Source organism: Enterococcus sp. C50 (genome assembly GCF_040887505.1).
Lineage (GTDB): Bacteria > Bacillota > Bacilli > Lactobacillales > Enterococcaceae > Enterococcus_B > Enterococcus_B thailandicus.
Window position 1 is genome coordinate 164,041 of the sequence record NZ_JBFOFW010000003.1, and the last position, 23,626, is coordinate 187,666.

Here is a 23,626-nt window from a genome sequence, read left to right on the forward strand (position 1 = left end):
TTGGGGATAACCTGAGGATAAATCGTTAAAAATCAAGGATTTTCAAAAAAAAGGATGTGGATAAACTGTGGAAACAAAACGATATAATGAATCAGAATTGAAAGAAGCGGCCCAAGCATTACGCGATGGCTCACTGGTGGCTTTTCCTACAGAAACGGTCTACGGATTAGGTGCTAATGCACTTTTACCCGATTCAGTTGCGAAAGTATTTACAGTGAAAGGACGACCACAAGATAATCCATTGATCATTCATGTTGCTTCGTTTGACCAAGTAAAAGAATATGTGGATAACTTTCATCCTGCAACAGCTAAAATTGTTGAAAATTTCTGGCCTGGCCCGTTGACGATGATTTTTGAAATCAAAAAGAACAAGTTACCAAGTGTCGTAACAGGTGGCTTATCCACAGCTGCTTTTCGAATGCCAGATAACAAAAAAACACTTGAAGTTATTCGCCAAGCGGGTGTGCCTTTAGTAGGACCAAGTGCAAACACGTCAGGTAAGCCAAGTCCAACAACGGCAGATCATGTGTACCACGATTTACATGGGAAAATTACTGGAATCATCGAAGATGGAGCAACTCGAATTGGGGTAGAATCAACCGTAATTGATTTAAGTAATCCTGATGCAGTGCCAATGATTTTACGACCAGGTGCAGTGACCAAAGAGCAATTGGAAGAAGTTGTAGGAGAAGTTTCTGTTGACAAGCATTTAGTGAAAGAATCGGAGACACCGAAAGCACCAGGAATGAAATATAAACATTATTCACCTGACACAAAAGTCCTGATGGTTCATGATAATGATTGGGCAGATGCTATTCAATGGGCAAAAAATAAAGGGTTCAGAACAGGCGTGATTGCTGGACCAAAAATTGCAGAAGAGACACGATTTGATACGGCAGCTGTATATATGTTTCATGATGATTCTATTGAAGCGGCGGCAAAAGGTTTGTTTGCAGGTCTACGTGGTTTAGATGAACCACTGCTTGGGTTGGACTTGATTTTTGTTCAAGTTTTCCCTAACGAAGGGTTAGGTGTCGCTTACATGAACCGTTTGAAAAAAGCGGCGGCTCAAAATTATTTTGAAAAATAGTCTAATACTTTTTACGATGAATTTTTAGTATGATACAATGCAGTATACTAGTTAAAAGGAGCTGTTGTTTGTGGTGGACTACAAAACGTTTGACCCTGATCTATGGAATGCAATTGCACGTGAGGAAGAGCGACAAGAAAATAATTTGGAGCTGATTGCTTCTGAAAATGTTGTTTCTGAAGCGGTGATGGCAGCACAAGGAAGTATTTTAACAAACAAATACGCTGAGGGATATCCTGGACATCGTTACTATGGCGGTTGTGAATTTGTTGATATCGTGGAAAATTTAGCAATTGACCGTGCCAAAGAATTATTTGGTGCCAAATTTGCAAATGTTCAACCACATTCTGGTTCACAAGCAAATACTGCGGCATACCTTGCCTTGGTAGAACCTGGTGATACGATTTTAGGTATGGATCTTTCTGCAGGTGGACATTTAACACATGGATCACCAGTAAATTTCAGTGGGAAAACGTATCATTTTGTGGCTTACGGCGTTGATCCAACAACAGAAGTCATTGACTACAATGTTGTACGAATTTTAGCACGAAAACATCATCCAAAATTAATTGTTGCGGGTGCTAGTGCTTATGGAAGAGAAATTGATTTTGCGAAATTCAGAGAAATTGCTGATGAAGTCGGTGCAAAATTAATGGTTGATATGGCACATATTGCTGGTTTAGTAGCTGCTGGTGTTCATCCTAGCCCAGTACCATATGCTGATATTACAACAACAACAACGCATAAAACACTTCGCGGTCCACGTGGTGGAATGATTTTAACAAACAATGAAGAATTAGCGAAAAAAATCAATAGTGCTGTCTTCCCAGGAATCCAAGGTGGTCCATTGGAGCATGTGATTGCTGGAAAAGCGGCTGCCTTTAAAGAAGCTTTGACACCAGAGTTCAAAGAGTATAGCGAACAAGTTGTTGCCAATGCTAAAGCGATGGTCAAAGTGTTCAATCAAGCAACGGGTACGCGTGTTATTTCAGGTGCCACTGATAATCATTTGATGCTAATCGATGTTCGTGAGATGGGTCTTAATGGGAAAGAAGCAGAAGCAATTTTAGACAGTGTGAATATCACAGTAAATAAAAACTCAATTCCATTTGAAACATTAAGCCCGTTCAAGACAAGCGGTATCCGAATTGGGACACCTGCAATCACTACACGTGGCTTCAAAGAAGAAGACGCAGCTCAAGTAGCTGAACTTGTTGTGAAAGCTTTACAATCAAAAGGTGACGATGCCCAGTTAGACGAAGTAAAACAAGGCGTTCGTGAGTTGACTCAAAAATATCCTTTGTATTCAAAATAAATTTTAAGGTAAAACTATTTGGTAGATTGTGACACAAAATGCTTAGCTCCGACAAGATAGTGAGCAAACACGCAACTTTTCATATTTTGAGGAGTAGGCAAACTATATCGAGGAGTTGTTTTGGGAACACCGTGGATAAGGTTGTGAAAGAAGTGTTCAACTCCAATAAATAAGAATAAATTTTCAGAAATTGCTTCTCAAATTTTTGTGAAATTTAGGCTTATTTGGAAGGAGTTACTTCTTGAACACCGTTTATTCGTAAAAAGGAGTTATGACAAGAGTTTTGTCATAACTCCTTTTTTGCGAAAAACTTTTTTAATACGTTGGTTGAACAGATGACAGTTGAGTGTATTCTCATAGAGAAAAAAGCAATTGGAAGAGAATGAGGATTTGATAAAGTTGAAGCGACTTCCTCAAAAATTTGACTGATTATTTTTAAACAAATTAAACTAGACTATGATTTTCTTCCGGAAAAAGGCAACTCGGACTAGCTAAACTGATAATTTTGTTTTAAAATAAAAAAGAAACGACAGAACAAAGGAGAGCTAAAAATGGGCAAATTTCAAGTGATCGACCATCCATTAATTCAACACAAACTGACTATTATTCGAGACAAAAACTGCGGAACAAAGGTTTTTCGTGAAGTTGTCGATGAAATCGCTATGTTAATGGCGTATGAAGTATCACGTGATATGCCACTAGAAGATATCGTCATTGAAACACCGATTACAGAATCAACACAAAAAACATTGTCTGGAAAAAAAGTAGCAATCGTACCAATCTTGCGTGCAGGTATTGGAATGGTTGATGGAATTTTAGAATTGATTCCTGCTGCTAAAGTTGGCCATATTGGTTTATACCGTGATGAAGAAACATTAGAACCACACGAATATTTCGTTAAATTACCTGAAGACATCGACGTACGTCAATTATTTGTTGTTGATCCAATGTTAGCAACTGGTGGCTCAGCAATCATGGCTATTGATGCTTTGAAAGCACGTGGCGCATCAAACATTAAATTTGTTTGTCTTGTTGCTGCACCAGAAGGCGTGAAAGCTTTACAAGAAGCACACCCTGATATTGATATCTACACAGCAGCTCTTGATGAAAAATTAAATGAACAAGGGTACATCGTTCCTGGTTTAGGGGATGCTGGTGACCGTTTATTTGGAACAAAATAGTTAAAGGCTATAAGTTCAAATTTAGTTAAGAAATAAAAGATACCATTCTCTTTCTAATACGGAGAGAATGGTATCTTTTCTTTTATCTAATGAATCAAAATGGTTTTAAATAACTTTTTTTAAAATTAAAAAAACATGTATTCTTTATTTTATCTATATTGACTGTCTTGTTTTTCTGTTGGTATAATTATTTTAGAATTAAAATTCTATATAAAAATAACAGGAGGTATAGTTTTGAAAAACGTGGTGTTTCGTAATGGCTTGTTAGCAGGAGTATTGTTATCGACGTTATTGTTAACAAGTACGGTAAGTGGACAAGTAATACAAGGGAATGAAAGCGCAATCTCTGACAGTGTTCTGTTGGAAGATAAGGGTTGGAAAGTCGAAGTTGCTAACTGGCAAGAGCTAAAAGATGCTTTAAGTGATGAGTACGTTTCAGATATCACATTAGCGAATGATTTGACATTAGAGTCAACTGTAGCGATTCAGGGAGTAGAAAAACATATTCATGGAGACGGTCATACATTAGATGCGAATTCTTATCAAATATATTTTAATGAAGATTCGTCAATCGGGTCCATTGATAGTGCAACGATTATCAACACAGATATTTATGGCTTATTGTGGAGTGACAATCAAAATGTGCAAATTACATATGAAAATATTACCCATAGTGGGAAGCAAATGATTTACTTACCAAACGGGAAATTGATTCTAGCTGGAAAAGTTAGTAGTCATTCGGATACAGAGGAAGTTTTTCAAGGAAAAGAAATAGAATTAACGACGGGTGCAGAAGTTTTATTTGAAAACGACTCTACTCTTTGGGCGCCAGTGTCAATGGATTATGACCAAGCGAAATTAACGATTGGAACAGGTGCAAGCTTTACATTAAATTCTAGTTCAATTGGCATTTATGGCGGAACTAATTTTATATTGACAAATCAAGGAGATTTGGAAGTTACCTCAAAGCTACATCAAGCAATTCATTTAGCTTCAAAGAGTAAAATGAATTTTGAAGCAGGAAGTAGTACGAAGGCAAATGGCGGAGACACAATTGAAGAAGCAGTTGAAGCCACTTCAGGAAGTATATTTGTACGAACAGGTGCAGATTTTGTTGCAGAAAGTAAAGGGACACAAGGAACTTTGATCGCAGGTGAAAAGATTGTGTTTGAAGATGGCGCAAATTTCTCAATTACAAATCATAATAAAAATGGAGTTGTCATGGGTTCTTACACGACTCCAACAGATGTTAGCATTGCTTCGACCAGAGGAATCAATACTTGGAATTTGGGAAATAGTGAAGCAAGCCAGCCAGATAAAGTGTACCAGAAAACAACAGCTACTTTTACGTTGTCAGGCTATCTATCGAGTGTGAAACAAACGAACATGCAATCAAGTAATGCAGATTTTTCGAGTACATATGTCACAGGACAAACAAGTAAAATTCAAGGTGGAACTTACGTCGGAGAAAAAATTGATGCACCTGTTTTTAACGTTGTGAATGACAAAGATAAGCAGTTAACTGGTCTTGGTACACCAGGAGCAACAATTAATGCTTACGTAGACGGCGTGCTGCTTGGAACTGGAGTAGTAGGGGCAGATGGTCGCTGGACAATCTCGATTGAGCCACAAGCAGAAGGAACAAAAATTGATGTGAATCAAGTTGTTGACGGAAACGAAAGTGAGTTTGTTTCACAAGTCGTTAGTCATTTGGATCAAACAGTTAACTTTTTTAAATTAGGTTACTGGCAAGGATATGGTCTGATTTTAGAAGGTTCAATTGATAACGGAAGCTTAGACTTAACAAATAAAGATGCTGTGAAGAAAACGCTTCATCTAACAGCAACGGATGGAACAGAGATCGGAACGTTTGCTTGTGCAAACCATGATTGGTACAACACTGGCGTTTTCAATGGCTATCAAGTAATTGTTGAAGATACAGTGCTAGCTGGGCTAGAACCAGGCGAATATAAATTAAGTATCACACTTGAAGTAGGCGACTTTAAAGAAACACAAGACTTAAATGTCGCAAGTGCTGTCCGTGATAACTATGCGCACATCTTTACTGAAATTCCAGAAACAACCGTTGGTAGTCACACAATTGCGCCATTAGATAAAGATGGCATTGGCTATTTAGTCGTAAAATAAATGATAACGTACAATAACTTGCAGAGTTAACAAAATACTTAGCAAATCAACTATTTCTTGGAGGAAAGAATAATGATAAAAAAATCAATTTATTTTTCCGTGACATTATTCACTTGCGCAGTGATGATGAACGGAAGTGTTGGCTTAGCACAAACAATTTCGAATGCTGAGAGACAAAATGAAATTGAAGTGTATAAAGGATTAGCAGAAGTGTCTACTCCTGAACAGTTAAAGGCTGCTCTGATTGACAGTTCGATTACAGAAATTAGTTTGCAAAATGATCTGGACTTAAAAGAAACGATTTTAGCTAATGCTAAAAATAAAACGATTTATGGCAATAACCATAAAATCAATGCCAATCTATTTCAAATAAAGGTCACTGTTGAAGATGCCCAGATAGCATTAAAAGATATAAAAATTGAAAATACCGATAACTATGGGGTATTTTGGAGCGATCAACCTAACGTTGTATTGAATGTTGAGAATGTTGATTTTGAAAATGGGCATCAATTTACTTACTTGCCTTCTGGTGAATTACAAGTTGCAGGAAACTTTAAATGTGTTTCCAATTTAGAAGAGGCATTTCAAGGAAATAAACTAACAATTTTACCGAATGCAATTGCAGATATGCGTGCAAGAGTGGGCTATCCTAATCCCGCAACAAATGGAATTGATATGATCGGTACGAATCCAAATGTTACGATTGGGGAAAATGCTTCTTTAAACGTTCAAGGTACACTTCACGGAATACACAACAATTCAAATCTGACATTGACTAATGAAGGAGTGTTAGAAGTTCATGGATTTGGTGGTTCTGCCATTAGTGTTGATAATAATAGTTCTGCATATTTTGCATCTGGAAGTACCTCAAAAATAAGTGGCAGTACAGGAATTGTTGGAAAAAACACCGATATTACAGTAAAAAATGGCGCTACTTTTGAAGCGATTGGTACAAAAGCACAGGGAACAATTATGAGTAATGGAAAAATTATTTTTGAAGAAGGAGCTAACTTTAAAATTGTAAATAATAATAGTCAAAAATTAGGAACTATTTTTGGGAGCAATATTGGTGGAAAAGCAACTATCCAACTGAATTCTAAGGAAGGTGTAAAAACTTGGGTGCGTGGTCGGGCGCTTCTTCAAACACCAGATCAAATTTATGCTGAACCAGTTGAAGCAGAATTTTCACTTAGTGGAATTGGCAGTACTGCTGTTCAGGAAATGATTTCCTCTTCAAACGAAGATTTTTCGGCTGATTTTATGGCGAATCAAGTAGGAAAAATAATTGGCGGTTCATTCGTTAATGATGACACACCGTGGCTTTTATTGCCACCTACTATTCAAAGCGAAGTAACATCTGTTGATGACAAGTTACAAGGAACAGGTTTCAAAGGAGCAACAGTTATTGCAAAAGTAAACAATGTTGAAATTGGAAGGACAACTGTTGACGAAGATAAACAATGGGTAATGGACATTCCTGCACAGCTAACGGGCACTATTATTGAAGTTCATCAAGAATATAATGATAAGGTCAGCCTAAATATAACTGTTAACGTTAAATAAAAAACGTTGAGAAAGAGTACTAAATAAAAACTGGGCTCTCACTGTCAAGAGAGTCCAGTTTTTTATGCGATAGGTTATTGTTAACGATTTAAATGGGGTGAACGGTAACGAGTACAGTATCACCAATTTTCTTTTTAATTTTCTTTCGAATTTCTTTTTTTATACCGAGAATATAGCAAATGCTGCCGTCTTCATTCTTCACTCCCATGTTTACAATACTTCCTTGATAATCTTCACCATCAAAAGTAGCATGGACTTTTATACGCCCTTGATGAAATTCTTTTCGGAGGTCGTAAGGAAAGATAACGTAGGCCCCACCTTTGCCAGTTTCAGAACAATAAATTTTTGATTCAAACTGATAACTTTTCATCATAGTAAACTTCCTTTTGCTGTGAGGTATTTTTCAATATAAAATAAATAAGTGATTTTTGCTATAAAAAAGAGCCTAAGACAAGTGAATGCCCAAGACTCTTGCATTTGTTTAGTTGCGGCCAAGTACTTTGTGCCACAACTTCATTCACGGTGTTCAAGAAGTAACTCCTTCCAAATAAGCCTAAATTTTACAAAAATTTGGGAAGCAATTTCCGAAAATTTATTCTTATTTGTTGGAGCAGGTCACTTCTTTCACAACCTTTTTATGCCAGCTGCAGGAATCGAACCTGTGACCTACGCGTTACGAGTGCGTTGCTCTACCGACTGAGCTAAGCTGGCAAATGCCAAGGAAATTATAAACCCAATCTTAATGAATGTAAAGAGATATTCGTAGATTTTATCAATTTCATGATTTTTTTCATAAAATGTGCTATAATTGTAATGAAAGGCAGGTTTTATGAAATGGCAACTTTTGGAAAATTTGATACACATGTCGTCCCGTCAGAATTGGGTGAAAAATTTACAATTGACACTCACGTCACTTTTACAGTACATGGAAAGCCACAAACTGGCACGATTTCAAAGCAGCTTAAGAATTCTGCAGTGGTTGAAATTGATGAAACTGCTGAAAATGCCAACCTGATGACCCAAAGCAAAGGCGTAGTTATTATTAATTACAAACAATTACAAAAAATTTAGTCATGAACCATCTCGTACCAGTGAGATGGTTTTTTCTATGTCTTTTTATAAAATAAAAAAGAGACTAGGATTTATTTTTATCCCAGCCTCGTTAAAAAAATTTGTATTGATTGACGTATGTTTTAGTGAGAATCAATTTGATGAGGTTTCATTTTCTCTGTTTCACGAATGATATAAATAGGACGACGCTTGGTTTCATGGAAAATTTTCCCAATATATTTGCCAATAATACCAAGGCACAACAACTGGATTCCACCGATGAATAAGGTAATTGAAACCATAGAAGGCCAACCAGATGTGGGATCGCCGAATAAAAGAGCGCGAACAATGATAAATAAAATTGCAATCCCTGAACCGATACAAGAAAGTGCGCCAATTAATGCAGCTAAGGTAAGCGGTGCATCAGAAAAGTTGATGATGCCATCAATCGAATAACTTAACAGCTTCCAAAAAGACCATGAAGTTTCTCCAGCTACACGTTCACGATTTTCATAAGAAATATATTCTGTTTTAAAACCAACCCAGCTGAATAAGCCTTTAGAAAAACGATTGTATTCTGTTAATTCTAAAACAGCATTGACCATTTGACGCGTCATCAAACGAAAATCGCGGGCGCCATCCACCATTTCAGTATCACTGATTCGGTTAATCAATTGATAGAATTTTTTGGCAAAAAAGCTACGGATCACGGGTTCACCTTCCCGAGTAGATCGTCTTGTTCCGATGCAATCAACATCAGAGGTCAAGATACGCTCAATCATTTTTGGTAACAATTCAGGCGGGTCTTGCAAATCAACATCCATGACGGTGACTAAATCACCTGTTGCAGCTTGCAAGCCAGCATATAATGCAGCTTCTTTCCCAAAATTTCTGGAAAATGAGACGAACCGCACGGAATCATAGGCATTAGCTAATTCTTTGATGACAGGTAAGGTCTGATCTTTGGACCCGTCATCAATAAATAAGTATTCAAAAGTATAAGTTCCACGATATTTTTCAACTTCTTGGAAAAAGAGTGGAATTGCTGCTTCTTCATTAAAGCAGGGTACGACGATAGAGACTTTCATTCGTTTGTTCCTTTCTGTTGCTCAACAACTAGTACTTGGTTAGTTGATAAGTTGAGTATTATGCTTTTTAGTGATATGTCTAGTGTAGCATTTCATTCAAAATTAAAAAAATTTTTCTTTAAAGAAATTGCTAAAAAACAGGAAGAAAGCTCCTTCCAGTTGCAATTTTACCTGAGATAGTAGATGATGAAGCAAACTTTTGAAATAGTTTTAAAGATTATTTTTTACATACAATTCTAAGGAGGAAAGTCTACCACACATCTGTTGAGTAGGCACAAAGAAAATCATGAAGATGAACACAATTGTTGGGGATCTTTGGTTTGACGCAGACGAAAAAGGAGTAACAAAAGTTAGCTTTACTTTGATTGAAGAGAGCGAAAATGCTAATCAAGAAATCTTGAATTTAGCCAAAGAACAATTTACAGAATATTTTGCTGAAAAGCGAGAAGCGTTTACAGTTCCATTATCGATTAAAACAGGTACGGCATTTCAGCAAGATGTTTGGCAAGCATTAATCAATATTCCTTATGGCGAAACTCGTAGTTACAAAGAAGTTGCTCAGGCAATTGACAACCCGAAAGCAGTGCGCGCAATTGGGCAAGCGAATCGAGTAAATCCTCTGCCAATTATTGTCCCTTGCCATCGAGTAATCGGCCATAATGGTCAGTTAACGGGCTACATGGGCAATGGAGAAGAAGGGTTAGCCAAGAAACGTAAATTGCTTTTATTAGAAAAAATTCTTTCAGAATAAAGATGAATAGAAAAAGTTAGAGGCACAAAAAAAGTATGTCAGAAAGATTCTGACATACTTTTTCTCCTGTTTTATTGTAAGCGAGGATTTTTATAGGCGAATGAGCCAAATCAAACCTACCGCTAAAATCGTTTGACAAAGACCTACGGCAAGACCATAAGATAAAAATCGTGGACCTTCTTTCATAAATTTGACAAAGTCTAAACGAAGACCAATGGCAGCTAGCGCAGTGATTTCAAACCAAGTGCTGATAAAATGTGCAGTGTGATCAATCACAGTCGGTAGCGTGAACACGCTATTGACTAGGCAAAATGCTAGAAACCCTAAGACATACCATGGTAGTGGTAATTTTCTTTTATTCACATCTTGAAGATTTTGAACAAAGTTTTCGGGGTGTTTACGAACCATTACTTTTTCAAAAATATATACTACAACTACGAGTAATACAATACGTAAGATTTTGAAGAGCATTGAAAATTGAACAACAGAAGAATCTAAAAAGCTAGCTCCGGCAACAACTTGACCGACAGATTGAAGTGTTCCACCTAAAAGTGCACTTTTTTCGATGAGATTAGCACCGAAAAGCTGAAGACCTAAAAATGGTAAAGTCAACATCATTACGGTTCCTAATAAGTTAACTAACGTAATGATTTGTCCTTTTTCTTCTTCGTCAGCGCGAATGCTTGGCCCAATCGCTGCGATGGCAGACGAACCACAGACTGCGTTACCACCTGCCATCATCAATGAAGCAGTATCAGAAAATAATAATTTTTTCCCGATAAAGTATGCTGCCAAGATTGTCCCTGTCATTTGTAAAAGAATAAAGAAGATTCCTTTGACGCCAATTTGCGCAATCGTTTGAACAGTTACTGTTGCGCCTAATAAGAAAACAGAACATTCAAGCAAGAAACTTTCTGCAAACTTTGTCCCAGTAGCTAATACTGGCTGTTTGAACAACGTGTTTCCTAAAAGAATCCCTAATAAGATAGCAATTGTTGCTCCTCCTAATGTAGGTAAAAAAATAGCTAAAACACGACTAATGGCTGCGACAATGATTGACAATCCTAGACCAGGTGCAATCTGTTTGAAGCGAGCCATCGCTGTTTTATTTTGGTGTATTGATAAATTATTCATGAATCAGAATCCTTCCTAGTAATATTTTAACTGATAGCTGTATTATAGAGAGAAAATAACTATTTGTAAAATTGATAATTACTATATTTATGATTATGTTTTGTAATGTTAAGGCTAACAAGTTACAATAGTAAAAAAGAAATAGAAAGAAGTGAACGTAATGTTTGAATGGATTCAGACATTTTTAGTTGTTTATGAAACACAGAATTTTAGTATTGCGGCAGAGCGATTGTTCATCTCACAGCCGACAGTATCTTCACAAATCAAAAAGTTAGAAGATCGGTTAGAGATTCAATTGTTTTTGAGAAATGGCAAGCAGAAAATTACAGCAACTAAAGAAGCTGATTTTTTATATCCTAAATTTTTAGCAGTCATGAATGAATTATTTACTTCGGTTGCCCAAGCTGCCAAAAAAGATAACTTTAAAGAAAATTGTGTCATTGCTTGTTCTCATACGACCGCAATTTATTTGTTACCCAAAGTCATGAAATCTTTAGTTGAAACTTTTCCGTTAATTGATTTCAGTATTAACATGATGAATTCAAACGAGGTTGCTTTGGCTGTTCAAGCTGGGCACGCGGACATTGGTTTATTGGAGAAGCCGTTAGCAACAAATGATATTCGTAAAGAAATCATCTTAGAAGACCAATTGGTTTTGGCTGGTGATGCTGAAGCAGCGCATTGGTTAATTCGTGAAGAAGATTCTGGTATACGTTTCTTTAATGAATTATACTTGAATGAGTTTGATTTACATCCACAAATCATCTATGTGAACAATAATGAACTGTTATTACAACTGATTCGTGAAGGTGTTGGAAAATCAATCGTGTCATCATTATCGATTACAGAGGATATGAAGTGGCAACCGCTAGGTAATTTTTTACAAAAGAGGGATATTTTTATTGTAGCTGGTCATAGTAGTACAAACTCCCTACTTCCAGACGTCTACGATTGGCTGAAGCAGAAGCTAAAAACATTCTTTCATGAAAAAGAAATCAAGCAGAGAAAAGGTGAGAACAATGAAATTTTTGATTGAAACGATTAAACCAGAGGAGTATTCAGCGACTAAGAGAATGGTTTATGAGGCATTTTTAACGGCAGAGCATCGAGATGGCGATGAGCATGAATTGATTGAGCGATTAAGAGGAACTGAGGCGTATGTTCCAGAGTTAGAAGTAGTGGCGAAAAAAGAGAATCAAATAGTTGGCTATGGACTACTGACAAAAATCAATATCTTATCTGAAGATTCAGCATACCAAGCATTAGTACTTGCGCCATTAGCAGTTAGTTCAACTTGTCAGCATCAAGGAGTGGGTGCTGCAATTCTTCGAGAACTCGAAATACGAGCGAAACGATTAGGCTATGTGGCAATCAGTATTTTAGGTGAACCTGCGTATTATCAAAAATTTGGGTACTTCCCAGCAAGTCAAGCCCAAATTCGTTTGCCTTTCGATGTGCCCGACGCGTACTCTTTGATAAAATTTATTGGAGAAAAACCAGTGAAAACTGCTGGTGTCATTCAATATTCATCGGCTTTTGGAATTTAGTGATGGAAAGTTAATTTTTTCCCAAATCTCATTTGCTGAGACTTTCAATTATAGAATCAGACCGCTATAATAAATAGCAGTATGGTTTTAGGAAAAGGGATGAAACATGGAAAAGAAAAAAAGAGCGTCAAACGATAATCGGATTGACTACGGTGTCATTTTACCAGTGTTCCTTTTATGTTTAATTGGATTACTTTCTTTATACGTAGCACTTAGTCACGATCCGAATAATCCATCTGTCTTTCGAGGTGTAATGATGCAAACCGTGTGGTACATGGTTGGAGCTGTAGCAATTATTGTTATTATGCACCTGAATTCCAAATGGATTTGGAAGTTAACACCCTATTTATATGGTCTGGGTTTAGTAGTCATGGGATTGCTACTCAAATTTTATGACAAACAGCTCGCATTGGTAACTGGGTCAAAAAACTGGTTTAGTTTTGGCTCCTTCACTTTTCAGCCAGCGGAATTAATGAAAATTGCGTACATTTTGATGATGGCGTTAATCGTGACCAAGCACAACAGTCAGTTGAAAGAACGAACGACGAAAAATGATTTGTGGCTGATTGCTAAGATGTTGCTTGTAACGTTACCTGTTTTAGCTTTAGTTATGGCACAAGATGATTTTGGAACGATGCTAGTTTTCTTGGCTATCTTTGGTGGGATTTTCTTGATGTCAGGGATTTCTTGGAAAATTGTCATTCCTGTCGTAGTGATCGCTTTAGTTGTTGGGGCAGGGCTGATCTATTTAGTTACGACAGAAGGCGGAAGAGATTTATTATATAAAGTTGGTTTTAAGTCTTATCAATTTGCTCGGATCGATTCGTGGCTAGATCCTTTCCACGATACTTCTGGTATGAGTTATCAACCTGCCCAAGGCTTATTGGCAATTGGTTCTGGTGGATTATTAGGTAAAGGGTTCAATACCAGTGATGTATATGTACCTGTTCGTGAATCAGATATGATTTTTACAGTGATTGGCGAGAATTTTGGGTTTATTGGCGGCGCGTTCGTGATCTTTTTATATTTTATTTTGATTTATCGAATGATTCGCGTTTGTTTTGACACAAATAATGAATTTTATGCGTATATCGCTAGTGGCTTAATCATGATGTTATTGTTCCATGTTTTTGAAAATATTGGCGCAAATATTGGTTTACTACCACTAACGGGGATTCCCCTACCATTTATTAGTCAAGGTGGTTCATCTATTTTGGGAAATATGATTGGGATTGGTTTAATTCTATCCATGCGTTTCCAAAACGAGACACCTGACAAAACATCTAGGAGGTAAGACGTTGTACACATTTTATTGGTATCCGAAATGTTCGACCTGCAAAAAAGCAAAAGCATGGCTAGATACACATCAGATTGCTTATCAAACAGTCGATATGGTTCAAGAAACACCAACCGCTCAAACAATTGAGACTTGGTTAACGAATACAGATTTACCGATGCGTCGTTTGTTCAATACGAGCGGGATGAAATATCGTGAATTAGGTTTGAAATCACAAATCGATGGTTTTTCAATCGAAGAAGCTAGTGAGCTACTTTCAACTGACGGAATGTTGATTAAACGTCCACTTTTAGTGAAAGAAGATCAGGTAGTAACAGTTGGTTATAATGAAAAAACTTATGAAGGAGCGTTAGTTTAACATGGCAGGCAAACATTTGAAGAAAACTGAAAATCTTTGGGTTTTATTTAACGGAAAAGAATACTGCATTGGTTTAACGAATGAAGCACAAGATGAATTAGGACAAGTTACTTTTATCAATTTACCAAAAGTTGGCAAGACGTATCAAAAAGGGGAACCGTTGCTTGAAGTTGAAGCAGAAAAAGCGGTCAGCGAAATTGCCAGCCCAGTTACAGGAACGATTTCTTCCGTAAATGAAAAAATCGATGCGGATATTAACATTTTAAATGATGAAGACGAAATGAATGCTTGGATTTTAAGTTTTAAAGAGGTTGATCCACAGGATTTTGAAAACCTATAATCATTTTTTGATTAAGTATTCTAGTTTTAAAAATTGTTGACACTGGAATTTCTACTTGCTATAATCAAAGGCAATTACATGAAAGCTTTGAAAAGAAGAGTACATTTCACAGACGTTTGAAGAGAGCCCTGTTCGCTGAAAATGGGTAACGAACATGAGATGGAAGATGGTCTTAGAGCAGAGTGAGTGAGCATAAGCGAACTTACTACGGGAGTGCCCGTTATAGCACGACAGTATACGAGTGATTATTCAAGTACTGTAAAGAGGTTATTGCTGTAAAGCATTAACGAATCAAGGTGGTAACACGGAAGTTTATGCTTTCGTCCTTTTGCTTAATGGAGCAAATGGGCGGAAGCTTTTTTGTTTATCCAAGAAAATTTTTAGAAGAAAGATGGGGAAAATATGGCACTAATCCAATTGACCAATGTCGAAAAGACTTTTGGTGGGAAAAACGGAGCAATCCACGCTGTCAACGATGTGTCTTTAAGTATCGACAAAGGAGATATTTATGGAATCGTTGGGTACTCGGGCGCCGGAAAAAGTACATTAGTCCGCTTGTTAAATGGACTTGAGTTACCTAGCAGTGGCGAGGTCATTGTAAATAATCAAGATATCACAAAGTTGAAAAATAAAGAGTTACGAACTTTTCGTAAAAAAATCGGAATGATTTTTCAACATTTCAACCTTTTGTGGTCACGTACAGTGCTAGAAAATATCCAGTTGCCACTTGAGCTTGCTGGTATACCAAAAGCGCAACGTCAACAACGAGCAGAAGAACTATTGGGACTTGTTGGATTGGAAGGCAGAGGTGATGCATATCCTTCGCAACTATCTGGTGGACAAAAGCAAAGAGTTGGGATTGCGCGCGCATTGGCAAATGATCCAGAAATTTTATTATGTGATGAAGCTACTAGTGCACTTGATCCGCAAACAACGGAAGAAGTGCTGGACCTGTTATTGGCAATCAACAAAAAATTAAATTTAACGATTGTTTTGATTACACATGAAATGAATGTTATTCGTAAGATTTGTAATAAGGTTGCTGTAATGGAACTTGGGAAAGTAGTTGAAGAAGGCGAGGTTCTAAATGTCTTCCGTCATCCAAAACAAGAAGTAACCAAACGTTTTGTTCAACAAGATATTGAACCAGAAGCTGATTCTACTGAACTATTAGCTGAATTGATCAAGGAAAATCCAAACGGCCGCCTAGTTACGCTAACGTTTGACGAAAATAACGCAAATGAACCAGTGATTTCTCAAGCAGTTCGTCGTTATAACGTGGATATCAATGTTGTTTATGGCAAAATCAAACAAGCAAAGGAAGGTTCGTTTGGTTCACTAACGATTTTGATGACAGGTGAAGAAAAAGAATTAGATCAAGCAGAAGTATTCTTTACCGAACAAGGCGTAGAAGTAGAGGTGATTCATCATGGATAAAAGCTTTTCAGCAACCTATTTAGATTTTAGCCAAATCAATGCAGAGACGATGAAACAAGCAATTGTTGATACTTTATACATGACATTGATTTCAATGGTTTTAGTTACAGTTATCGGATTAGTTTTAGGTTTAGTTCTTTATTCGATTGGTAGGAAAAATAAACCTTATGCACGTATCGTGTACGGGATTGTTTCGATTATCAGTAATATTTTCCGTTCAACACCATTTATGATCTTGATGGTATTGATCATTCCATTTACAAAAGCAATCGTTGGGACGATGCTTGGTGCGCAAGCAGCGATTCCAGCATTGGTATTATCTGCGGCACCATTTTACGCACGATTAGTTGAAATTGCTTTTCGTGAAGTAAGTCCGGGTGTTCTTGAAGCCGCAGATGCAATGGGCGCAAGTTATTGGGAAGTCATTTGGAAAGTGTTGATTCCTGAAAGTGTACCTGCTTTGATTTCAGGTTTAACGGTAACGACGATTTCAATGATTGGTTTCACTGCAATGGCAGGAGCAATCGGCGCTGGCGGACTAGGTGGTTTGGCTTGGCAAGAAGGCTACCAACGTGGTAATTTGACAGTGACATTTGTTGCAACATTAATTATTTTAGCTATTGTATTCGTTGTTCAGGGAATTGGAGATTTCTTAACGAAGAAAACAGATAGAAGATAAGAAAAATACTAGGGGGATATCAGGATGAAAAAGAAAATTTTTGGATTAGCAGCAGCACTTTTATTAACAGTCGGTTTAGCAGCTTGTGGGAACAGCGGAAAAGACAGCGCAAAGGATAGTTCGGATGAAACAACATTAAAAGTTGGTGCATCACCAACACCACATGCAGAAATTTTGGAACACGTCCAACCATTATTGAAAGAGGAAGGCATCAATCTTGAAATTGTTAAGTTTGATGATTATGTGTTACCGAACCAAGCTCTTGAAGAAGGCGATATTGATGCCAACTATTTCCAACATATTCCTTATTTGAACAAAGAAATCAAAGAAAAAGGGTATGACTTTGCGAATGCTGGTGCCATCCATATTGAACCAATGGGCTTGTATTCTCAATCAATCAAAGATATTTCTGAATTAAAAGATGGTGCTACAATCATTACTTCAAACTCAGAATCTGACTGGGGTCGAATCATCACAATTTTACAAGATGCTGATTTAGTGAAAGTCAAAGATGGTGTGGATCTTGAAACAGCGACATTTGATGATATTGCAGAAAATCCTAAGAATTTAAAATTCAATCATACAATTGATCCTTCTTTACTTGCGTCGACTTATCAAAATAATGAAGGTGACTTAGTTGCAATCAATGCAAACTTTGCTTATGGTGCTGGTTTGAATCCATTGGAAGATGCGGTGCTATTAGAACAAGACAATTCACCTTATGTAAATATCATTGCAACACGTTCAAAAGATAAGGACAGCAAGAAAATCAAAGCTTTGATTGAAGTGTTACACCGTGATGATGTTCAAAAATGGATCACTGAAAAATGGGGCGGTTCTGTGAAGCCAGTCTCAGCAGATGCAAAATAAAGGTGTGGCGCAAAGCGACTAGCTCCAAAAAATAAAAAGTAACTGATAAAAATAGCTTTTCATATTTTTGACAGTTACGAATTATTTCGAGGAGTTGCTTTGGGAACACCGTGGAAAAGGTTGTGGCACAAAACGTTTAGCTCCGAATAGATAGCGAGTAAGCATGCAAAATAGCTTCTAAATTTTGAATAAAATCAGAATAAATCTCACGAGAAACGTCACTACGCACAACTAGAAATGTTTCATAAAAGAGAGACCGAGACAAAACTAAAAATCAGTCGTTCATAATACATTTTTTAATTTAAAAAACGCCTAAAATCAACGTTTAAAAAACGAATTTTAGGCGTTTTTTTCTATTTCGGCTACTTTTATCCTGGCTCCTTTCTTTTTATATAAATTACAATGTAAAAATAAAGCTTTTTTGAGAATAAATGAAAGTTATTCTAATTTCGGCTGGTTAGATCATTGCGCTTCATTCTCAATTAGTCTAAAATGGGTGAGAACGAAAGAGAATTTGGAGGGAAACTGGCATGTCTGTCTTAGAAGTAAAAAATTTACATGTATCTATCGAGGAGAAAGAAATCCTTAAAGGTGTTAATTTAGTAATGAAAACGGGCGAAATCCACGCAATCATGGGCCCAAATGGAACAGGTAAATCAACTTTATCTGCTGCAATCATGGGGAACCCTAATTATGAAGTAACAGAAGGCGAAGTTTTATTCGATGGGAAAAATATTTTAGACTTAGAAGTGGATGAACGTGCACGACTAGGGTTATTTTTAGCGATGCAATACCCAAGTGAGATTCCAGGAATCACTAATGCAGAATTTATGCGTGCAGCAATCAATGCAAAACGTGATGAAGATAACAAGATGTCTGTCATGACTTTCTTGAAAAAATTAGATGCAAAAATGGATCTATTAAACATGCCTGAAGAAATGGCTGAACGTTATCTGAACGAAGGTTTTTCTGGTGGTGAAAAGAAACGTAATGAAATTTTACAATTGTTGATGCTTGAACCAACATTTGCTATTTTAGATGAAATCGATTCAGGACTAGACATTGATGCATTAAAAGTAGTAGCAAAAGGTGTGAATGAAATGCGTGGCGAAAACTTTGGTGCATTAATCATCACTCACTATCAACGTTTGTTGAACTATATCACTCCTGACGTGGTCCATATCATGATGGAAGGTCGCGTTGTAATGACTGGAAACGCTGATTTAGCAAAACGTTTAGAAGCAGAAGGCTATGCTGGAATCAGTAAAGAATTAGGAATCGACTACAAAGAAGAAGAAGCGTAAGGAGGAGCAGGAATGAAAGAGAAAAACTGGCTCGACCATCTTGACGCGGTCAACGACTTTTCTTTGAGTAAAGGAGAGCCTGCTTGGATGACAGAGCTTCGTCAACAAGCATTGGCAAAAGCAAATGAATTGGTTTTACCAAAAATTGAACGAGTAAAATTTGCTCGCTGGCCGTTATTTGATATCAAAGAAATGACAGATATTGTGACAGATGCTGGGAATGTTGCTGCGTTTGATACAATGAAAGACAATCCAGTGCTGGTACAACAGGGAACTTGGACTGTTTTTGAACAATTATCGACAGAATTAGCAGAACAAGGTGTGATTTTCACCGACATCTTTACTGCAATGCAAGAGTATCCTGAATTAGTACAAGAATACTATATGACAAAAGCTGTCAATATGGATGAAGATCAGTTAACTGCCTTGCACGCAGCATTTATGAATAGTGGTTTATTTCTTTATGTACCTAAAAATGTCGTGATTGAAGAACCAATTGAATCTTTATTTATTCAAGATGGCACAATCGATCAACATTTCTTTAAACATGTCTTGATTGTCGCAGATGAACATAGTGAATTTTCTTACCTTGAACGTTTTCAAACAACGGGTGAGCAACTAGCAAAAGTTTCTGGAAATATCGTGGTGGAAGTCATTGCGAAAGCTGGATCAAAAGTGAAATTTTCCGCAGTTGATCAACTAGGTGAGAATGTGACGGCTTATATGAATCGCCGTGGTCATATTTTACGTGATGCTTCTGTAGACTGGGCAATTGGTGTGATGAATGATGGCAATATTGTTGCTGACTTTGATTCTGATTTAGTTGGCGAAGGCGGTCATTCTGAAGTTAAGATCGTTGCTATTAGTGGTGGCAAACAAACACAAGGAATTGATACACGCGTGACGAATAAAGCACCACATACGATTGGTCATATTTTACAACATGGCGTGATTCGTGAGCGAGGTGTGTTAACATTTAACGGAATTGGGCATATCTTAAAAGGCGCAAAAGGTGCGGATGCACAGCAAGAAAGTCGTGTCTTGATGCTTTCAGATAAAGCACGTGGTGATGCTAATCCAATTCTTTTGATTGACGAAAATGAAGTAACTGCTGGCCATGCTGCTAGTGTTGGCCGTGTAGATCCAGAGGAAATGTATTATTTGATGAGCCGTGGTTTGCATAAAGAAGAAGCTGAACGCTTAGTTATTCGCGGATTCCTTGGTTCCGTATTAACGGCTATCCCTGTTGAAGAAGTGCAAAAAGAATTGATTGAGGTCATTGAAGGGAAGTTGAATGCATGATTCATGCAGAAAAATTACGTGCTGATTTTCCTATCTTATTTCAAGAAGTGAACGATGAAGCCTTGGTGTATTTGGATAATGCTGCAACGACCCAAAAACCAAAGCAAGTGTTGGCTGCACTAACTAACTATTATGAAAAAGATAATGCGAATGTGCATCGTGGGGTTCATACTTTAGCAGAACGCGCAACGCATGAATACGAAGCTGCTCGAGAAAAAGTTCGCCGGTTTATCCATGCGAATGAAACAGCAGAGGTTCTATTCACGCGCGGGACGACGACAAGTTTAAACTGGGTTGCAAGAAGCTTTGGGGAGTTCATTCATGAAGGAGACGAAATCGTTCTTTCTTATATGGAACATCACTCTAATATCATTCCATGGCAACAACTGGCTAAACAAAAAGGTGCAACCTTAAAGTATATCGAATTAACACCAGAAAGATTACTCGATATGGCTGATGCAAAAGAAAAAATTACAGCAAAAACAAAGATTCTTGCAATCGCCCACGTTTCTAATGTTTTAGGTGTCAAAAATCCAGTGAAAGATTTAGCAGAACTCGTTCACGAAAAAGGTGGCGTAATCGTGGTTGATGGGGCGCAAGCTGCACCACATATGCCAATCAATGTTCAAGAACTTGATTGCGATTTTTATGCTTTTAGTGGTCATAAAATGTGTGGGCCAACTGGAATTGGTGTTTTATATGGTAAAAGAACTTGGCTAGAACAAATGGAACCAGTTGAGTTTGGTGGAGAAATGATTGACTTCGTTGAACTTTACGATAGCACATGGAAAGAACTTCCTTGGAAATTTGAAGCTGGAACGCCGAACATCGCTGGCGCGATTGCGCTTGGTCATGCGATTGATTATTTAGAAACGATTGGATTAGCAGAAATCCATCGTTATGAAGAAGAAATTGTAGCTTATGTATTGCCTAAACTTCAAGCAATCAAAGGATTAACGATTTATGGTCCACAAGAGCCAGAAAAGCGTACCGGAGTGATTGCATTTAATTTAGAAAATTTACATCCACATGATGTGGCAACAGCACTTGACATGGAAGGTGTAGCAGTTCGAGCAGGCCATCATTGCGCACAACCATTATTGAATTATTTACAGGTACCTGCAACAGCTCGAGCAAGTTTTTATTTCTATAATACTAAGCAAGACGCGGATCGGTTAGTTGAAGCAATTCTCGCAACAAAGGAGTTTTTCCAACATGGGACTATCTAAATTAGACAATCTTTATCGTCAAGTGATTCTAGATCATTCTTCCCATCCACACCATCGTGGAAGTTTGACCGAGTCAACGAATAAAATCGAACTAAACAATCCAACTTGTGGTGATGTGATCGAATTACAAGTAGATGTTAAAAATGGCGTGATTGAAAATATTGCATTTGATGGTAGTGGCTGTTCAATCAGTACAGCCAGTGCCTCGATGATGACGGATGCTGTAATCGGTAAAACCGTTGCCGAAGCACAACACTTAACAGTTGAATTTTTACAACTCGTACAAGGAAATGAAGTCGCCGATGAAGAAAAATTAGGTGATGCAGCCATGTTAAGTGGCGTTGCGAAGTTTCCAGCCAGAATCAAGTGTGCCACACTTGCTTGGAAAGCATTGAGTCAAGCAGTGACTGAAAATGGCACAGCAACAGCCCACCATTACCATAAAGAAGAGGAGTGAGAATATGGGCGTACCAGAATTAGAAGAATATAAATTTGGGTTTCACGATGATGTGCAACCTGTTTTCAGTACCGGAGAAGGATTAACTGAAGAAGTAATTCGTGAAATGTCACGAATTAAAGAAGAACCAGAATGGATGCTCGAGTTTCGCTTGAAGTCGTTAGAGACGTTTAATAAAATGCTGATGCAAACTTGGGGACCTGACTTGTCTGATATTGACTTTGAGGCCATTAAATATTATCAAAAACCAAGTGATAAGCCTGCTCGTGATTGGGAAGATGTACCAGAAAAAATCAAAGAAACCTTTGAAAAAATCGGTATTCCTGAAGCCGAACGTGCTTATTTAGCAGGAGCCTCAGCTCAATATGAATCAGAAGTGGTTTACCACAACATGAAAGAGGAATTCGAAAAATTAGGAATTATTTTTACTGACACCGACTCTGCACTGAAAGAATATCCAGAATTATTCAAGGAATATTTTGCTAAATTAGTTCCACCAACCGACAACAAATTAGCTGCACTTAACTCTGCGGTTTGGTCAGGTGGCACATTCATTTATGTACCAAAAGGTGTCCGAGTAGATGTTCCTTTACAAACCTACTTCCGAATCAATGCAGAAAATACTGGACAATTTGAACGAACATTAATTATTGTTGATGAAGGCGCTAGTGTTCACTATGTGGAAGGCTGTACGGCACCCACGTATTCAAGTAATAGTTTACATGCAGCGATTGTTGAAATTTATACCAGAAAAGATGCTTATTGCCGCTATACAACCATCCAAAACTGGTCTGACAACGTCTATAATTTAGTAACGAAACGTGCAAAAGCTTACGAAGGCGCAACAGTTGAATGGATTGATGGGAACCTTGGTGCGAAAACAACGATGAAATACCCAAGTGTTTACTTGGACGGAAAAGGTGCTCGAGGTACCATGTTGTCAATCGCTTTTGCAGGTGCAAATCAAATCCAAGATACAGGTGCTAAAATGATTCACAATGCACCAAACACTTCAAGCTCTATCGTCTCAAAATCAATTTCAAAAGACGGTGGCGAAGTCAACTATCGTGGACAAGTAACCTTTGCTAAAGACAGCGCAGGATCTATTTCTCACATTGAATGCGACACGATTATTATGGATGAACTATCAAAATCAGATACGATTCCATTCAATGAAATCCACAACAGTCAAGTTTCTTTAGAACATGAAGCGAAAGTTTCAAAAATTTCCGAAGAGCAGCTCTACTATTTGATGAGCCGTGGCTTGACTGAATCAGAAGCGACAGAAATGATCGTGATGGGCTTTGTTGAGCCATTCACTAAAGAACTTCCAATGGAATATGCGGTTGAACTCAATCGTTTGATCAGTTATGAGATGGAAGGGTCTGTGGGTTAATAACTATTTCATTGCTCGAAACGTTGATATTAAAGCGTTTCGAGCGTTTTTTTATTTGTATTTTAATGGTTGGCTACGTTTTTGGCTACG

At 37.5% G+C, this 23,626-nt stretch carries 23 protein-coding genes, 1 tRNA gene and 1 other annotated feature; of the genes, 20 read left to right on the forward strand and 4 right to left on the reverse strand.

What is annotated here, in order from left to right:
- Positions 1-67: 67 nt before the first annotated feature.
- The 5 genes from AB3I20_RS05585 (at position 68) to AB3I20_RS05605 (ending at position 7,297) form a co-directional block, all read left to right on the forward strand.
- Positions 68-1,090, forward strand: a complete 1,023-nt coding sequence (locus AB3I20_RS05585; protein WP_067482809.1) for an L-threonylcarbamoyladenylate synthase — start codon at positions 68-70, stop codon at positions 1,088-1,090.
- Positions 1,091-1,160: 70 nt separating this feature from the next.
- Positions 1,161-2,405 carry a serine hydroxymethyltransferase gene (glyA, locus tag AB3I20_RS05590; RefSeq protein WP_368027071.1) on the forward strand — a complete coding sequence of 415 codons (1,245 nt, stop codon included), beginning with the start codon at positions 1,161-1,163 and terminating at the stop codon, positions 2,403-2,405.
- Positions 2,406-2,956: 551 nt separating this feature from the next.
- A complete protein-coding gene (gene upp / locus AB3I20_RS05595) occupies positions 2,957-3,586 on the forward strand; it encodes a uracil phosphoribosyltransferase (RefSeq protein ID WP_067482804.1) in 630 nt (209 codons plus the stop codon).
- 243 nt (positions 3,587-3,829) lie between these two features.
- Positions 3,830-5,734, forward strand: a complete 1,905-nt coding sequence (locus AB3I20_RS05600) for a pectate lyase-like adhesive domain-containing protein (protein WP_368027099.1) — start codon at positions 3,830-3,832, stop codon at positions 5,732-5,734.
- 72 nt (positions 5,735-5,806) lie between these two features.
- On the forward strand, positions 5,807-7,297 hold the full coding sequence (locus AB3I20_RS05605) for a pectate lyase-like adhesive domain-containing protein (protein WP_368027072.1): 1,491 nt from the start codon (positions 5,807-5,809) through the stop codon (positions 7,295-7,297).
- 88 nt (positions 7,298-7,385) lie between these two features.
- On the opposite strand, the gene AB3I20_RS05610 is transcribed toward AB3I20_RS05605, so the two are convergent.
- Positions 7,386-7,667: a DUF1905 domain-containing protein gene (locus tag AB3I20_RS05610; protein ID WP_368027100.1), complete on the reverse strand. Its 282-nt coding sequence runs from the start codon at positions 7,665-7,667 to the stop codon at positions 7,386-7,388.
- A 268-nt stretch (positions 7,668-7,935) separates the two neighbouring features.
- Positions 7,936-8,008 (reverse strand) — tRNA-Thr (locus tag AB3I20_RS05615).
- Positions 8,009-8,131: 123 nt separating this feature from the next.
- Between AB3I20_RS05615 and AB3I20_RS05620 the strand changes: the two genes are divergently transcribed.
- Complete coding sequence (locus AB3I20_RS05620) at positions 8,132-8,368, forward strand: hypothetical protein (RefSeq protein WP_067482796.1); 237 nt, start codon at positions 8,132-8,134, stop codon at positions 8,366-8,368.
- A gap of 122 nt (positions 8,369-8,490) precedes the next feature.
- Here the strand turns inward: AB3I20_RS05620 and AB3I20_RS05625 are convergent, their stop codons facing one another.
- A complete protein-coding gene (locus AB3I20_RS05625; RefSeq protein ID WP_067482794.1) occupies positions 8,491-9,435 on the reverse strand; it encodes a glycosyltransferase family 2 protein in 945 nt (314 codons plus the stop codon).
- Positions 9,436-9,721: 286 nt separating this feature from the next.
- Here AB3I20_RS05625 and AB3I20_RS05630 point away from each other — a divergent pair, with 286 nt between their 5' ends.
- On the forward strand, positions 9,722-10,186 hold the full coding sequence (locus AB3I20_RS05630) for a methylated-DNA--[protein]-cysteine S-methyltransferase (protein ID WP_067482792.1): 465 nt from the start codon (positions 9,722-9,724) through the stop codon (positions 10,184-10,186).
- A 90-nt stretch (positions 10,187-10,276) separates the two neighbouring features.
- On the opposite strand, the gene AB3I20_RS05635 is transcribed toward AB3I20_RS05630, so the two are convergent.
- Positions 10,277-11,320, reverse strand: a complete 1,044-nt coding sequence (locus tag AB3I20_RS05635; protein WP_368027073.1) for a YeiH family protein — start codon at positions 11,318-11,320, stop codon at positions 10,277-10,279.
- Between the two features lie 160 nt (positions 11,321-11,480).
- On the opposite strand from AB3I20_RS05635, the gene AB3I20_RS05640 reads away from it, so the two are divergent.
- From AB3I20_RS05640 to sufB, 13 genes are all read left to right on the forward strand, one after another.
- Positions 11,481-12,356, forward strand: coding sequence for a LysR family transcriptional regulator (locus tag AB3I20_RS05640; protein ID WP_067482783.1), 876 nt, complete (start codon positions 11,481-11,483; stop codon positions 12,354-12,356).
- On the forward strand, positions 12,340-12,867 hold the full coding sequence (locus tag AB3I20_RS05645; protein WP_067482781.1) for a GNAT family N-acetyltransferase: 528 nt from the start codon (positions 12,340-12,342) through the stop codon (positions 12,865-12,867). The genes AB3I20_RS05640 and AB3I20_RS05645 overlap by 17 nt, the downstream gene beginning before the upstream one ends.
- Before the next feature lie 106 nt (positions 12,868-12,973).
- Complete coding sequence (locus AB3I20_RS05650) at positions 12,974-14,161, forward strand: FtsW/RodA/SpoVE family cell cycle protein (protein WP_067482779.1); 1,188 nt, start codon at positions 12,974-12,976, stop codon at positions 14,159-14,161.
- A gap of 4 nt (positions 14,162-14,165) precedes the next feature.
- A complete protein-coding gene (locus AB3I20_RS05655) occupies positions 14,166-14,522 on the forward strand; it encodes an arsenate reductase family protein (protein ID WP_067482777.1) in 357 nt (118 codons plus the stop codon).
- A gap of 1 nt (position 14,523) precedes the next feature.
- Positions 14,524-14,862: a glycine cleavage system protein H gene (locus tag AB3I20_RS05660; protein WP_271027320.1), complete on the forward strand. Its 339-nt coding sequence runs from the start codon at positions 14,524-14,526 to the stop codon at positions 14,860-14,862.
- 78 nt (positions 14,863-14,940) lie between these two features.
- Positions 14,941-15,193: a binding site (T-box leader), on the forward strand.
- Between the two features lie 71 nt (positions 15,194-15,264).
- On the forward strand, positions 15,265-16,299 hold the full coding sequence (locus AB3I20_RS05665; RefSeq protein ID WP_067482772.1) for a methionine ABC transporter ATP-binding protein: 1,035 nt from the start codon (positions 15,265-15,267) through the stop codon (positions 16,297-16,299).
- Positions 16,292-16,978 (forward strand): methionine ABC transporter permease, encoded by a 687-nt coding sequence (locus tag AB3I20_RS05670; protein ID WP_067482770.1) that lies wholly within the window; start codon positions 16,292-16,294, stop codon positions 16,976-16,978. Before AB3I20_RS05665 ends, AB3I20_RS05670 begins: the two co-directional genes overlap by 8 nt.
- Before the next feature lie 24 nt (positions 16,979-17,002).
- Entirely contained in the window at positions 17,003-17,848 is an 846-nt protein-coding gene (locus AB3I20_RS05675) for a MetQ/NlpA family ABC transporter substrate-binding protein (RefSeq protein WP_067482768.1), read from the forward strand.
- A 530-nt stretch (positions 17,849-18,378) separates the two neighbouring features.
- Positions 18,379-19,152 carry a Fe-S cluster assembly ATPase SufC gene (gene sufC, locus AB3I20_RS05680; RefSeq protein WP_067482766.1) on the forward strand — a complete coding sequence of 258 codons (774 nt, stop codon included), beginning with the start codon at positions 18,379-18,381 and terminating at the stop codon, positions 19,150-19,152.
- Between the two features lie 12 nt (positions 19,153-19,164).
- A complete protein-coding gene (sufD, locus tag AB3I20_RS05685; RefSeq protein ID WP_067482764.1) occupies positions 19,165-20,454 on the forward strand; it encodes a Fe-S cluster assembly protein SufD in 1,290 nt (429 codons plus the stop codon).
- Entirely contained in the window at positions 20,451-21,683 is a 1,233-nt protein-coding gene (locus AB3I20_RS05690; protein ID WP_071869092.1) for a cysteine desulfurase, read from the forward strand. Before sufD ends, AB3I20_RS05690 begins: the two co-directional genes overlap by 4 nt.
- Positions 21,670-22,140 (forward strand): Fe-S cluster assembly sulfur transfer protein SufU, encoded by a 471-nt coding sequence (sufU, locus tag AB3I20_RS05695; RefSeq protein WP_067482762.1) that lies wholly within the window; start codon positions 21,670-21,672, stop codon positions 22,138-22,140. Before AB3I20_RS05690 ends, sufU begins: the two co-directional genes overlap by 14 nt.
- A gap of 4 nt (positions 22,141-22,144) precedes the next feature.
- Positions 22,145-23,536, forward strand: coding sequence for a Fe-S cluster assembly protein SufB (gene sufB, locus AB3I20_RS05700; RefSeq protein ID WP_368027074.1), 1,392 nt, complete (start codon positions 22,145-22,147; stop codon positions 23,534-23,536).
- Positions 23,537-23,626: the final 90 nt, after the last annotated feature.

Coding starts and splice junctions, on each gene's coding strand:
- AB3I20_RS05675 (WP_067482768.1), top strand. CDS start 17,003: ATGAAAAAGAAAATTTTTGGATTAGCAGCAGCACTTTTATTAACAGTC.
- AB3I20_RS05670 (WP_067482770.1), top strand. CDS start 16,292: ATGGATAAAAGCTTTTCAGCAACCTATTTAGATTTTAGCCAAATCAAT.
- AB3I20_RS05620 (WP_067482796.1), top strand. CDS start 8,132: ATGGCAACTTTTGGAAAATTTGATACACATGTCGTCCCGTCAGAATTG.
- AB3I20_RS05610 (WP_368027100.1), bottom strand. CDS start 7,667: ATGAAAAGTTATCAGTTTGAATCAAAAATTTATTGTTCTGAAACTGGC.
- AB3I20_RS05630 (WP_067482792.1), top strand. CDS start 9,722: ATGAAGATGAACACAATTGTTGGGGATCTTTGGTTTGACGCAGACGAA.
- AB3I20_RS05690 (WP_071869092.1), top strand. CDS start 20,451: ATGATTCATGCAGAAAAATTACGTGCTGATTTTCCTATCTTATTTCAA.
- AB3I20_RS05665 (WP_067482772.1), top strand. CDS start 15,265: ATGGCACTAATCCAATTGACCAATGTCGAAAAGACTTTTGGTGGGAAA.
- AB3I20_RS05650 (WP_067482779.1), top strand. CDS start 12,974: ATGGAAAAGAAAAAAAGAGCGTCAAACGATAATCGGATTGACTACGGT.
- AB3I20_RS05645 (WP_067482781.1), top strand. CDS start 12,340: ATGAAATTTTTGATTGAAACGATTAAACCAGAGGAGTATTCAGCGACT.
- AB3I20_RS05605 (WP_368027072.1), top strand. CDS start 5,807: ATGATAAAAAAATCAATTTATTTTTCCGTGACATTATTCACTTGCGCA.
- AB3I20_RS05640 (WP_067482783.1), top strand. CDS start 11,481: ATGTTTGAATGGATTCAGACATTTTTAGTTGTTTATGAAACACAGAAT.
- sufD (WP_067482764.1), top strand. CDS start 19,165: ATGAAAGAGAAAAACTGGCTCGACCATCTTGACGCGGTCAACGACTTT.
- sufB (WP_368027074.1), top strand. CDS start 22,145: ATGGGCGTACCAGAATTAGAAGAATATAAATTTGGGTTTCACGATGAT.
- AB3I20_RS05635 (WP_368027073.1), bottom strand. CDS start 11,320: ATGAATAATTTATCAATACACCAAAATAAAACAGCGATGGCTCGCTTC.
- sufC (WP_067482766.1), top strand. CDS start 18,379: ATGTCTGTCTTAGAAGTAAAAAATTTACATGTATCTATCGAGGAGAAA.
- AB3I20_RS05660 (WP_271027320.1), top strand. CDS start 14,524: ATGGCAGGCAAACATTTGAAGAAAACTGAAAATCTTTGGGTTTTATTT.
- upp (WP_067482804.1), top strand. CDS start 2,957: ATGGGCAAATTTCAAGTGATCGACCATCCATTAATTCAACACAAACTG.
- AB3I20_RS05625 (WP_067482794.1), bottom strand. CDS start 9,435: ATGAAAGTCTCTATCGTCGTACCCTGCTTTAATGAAGAAGCAGCAATT.
- sufU (WP_067482762.1), top strand. CDS start 21,670: ATGGGACTATCTAAATTAGACAATCTTTATCGTCAAGTGATTCTAGAT.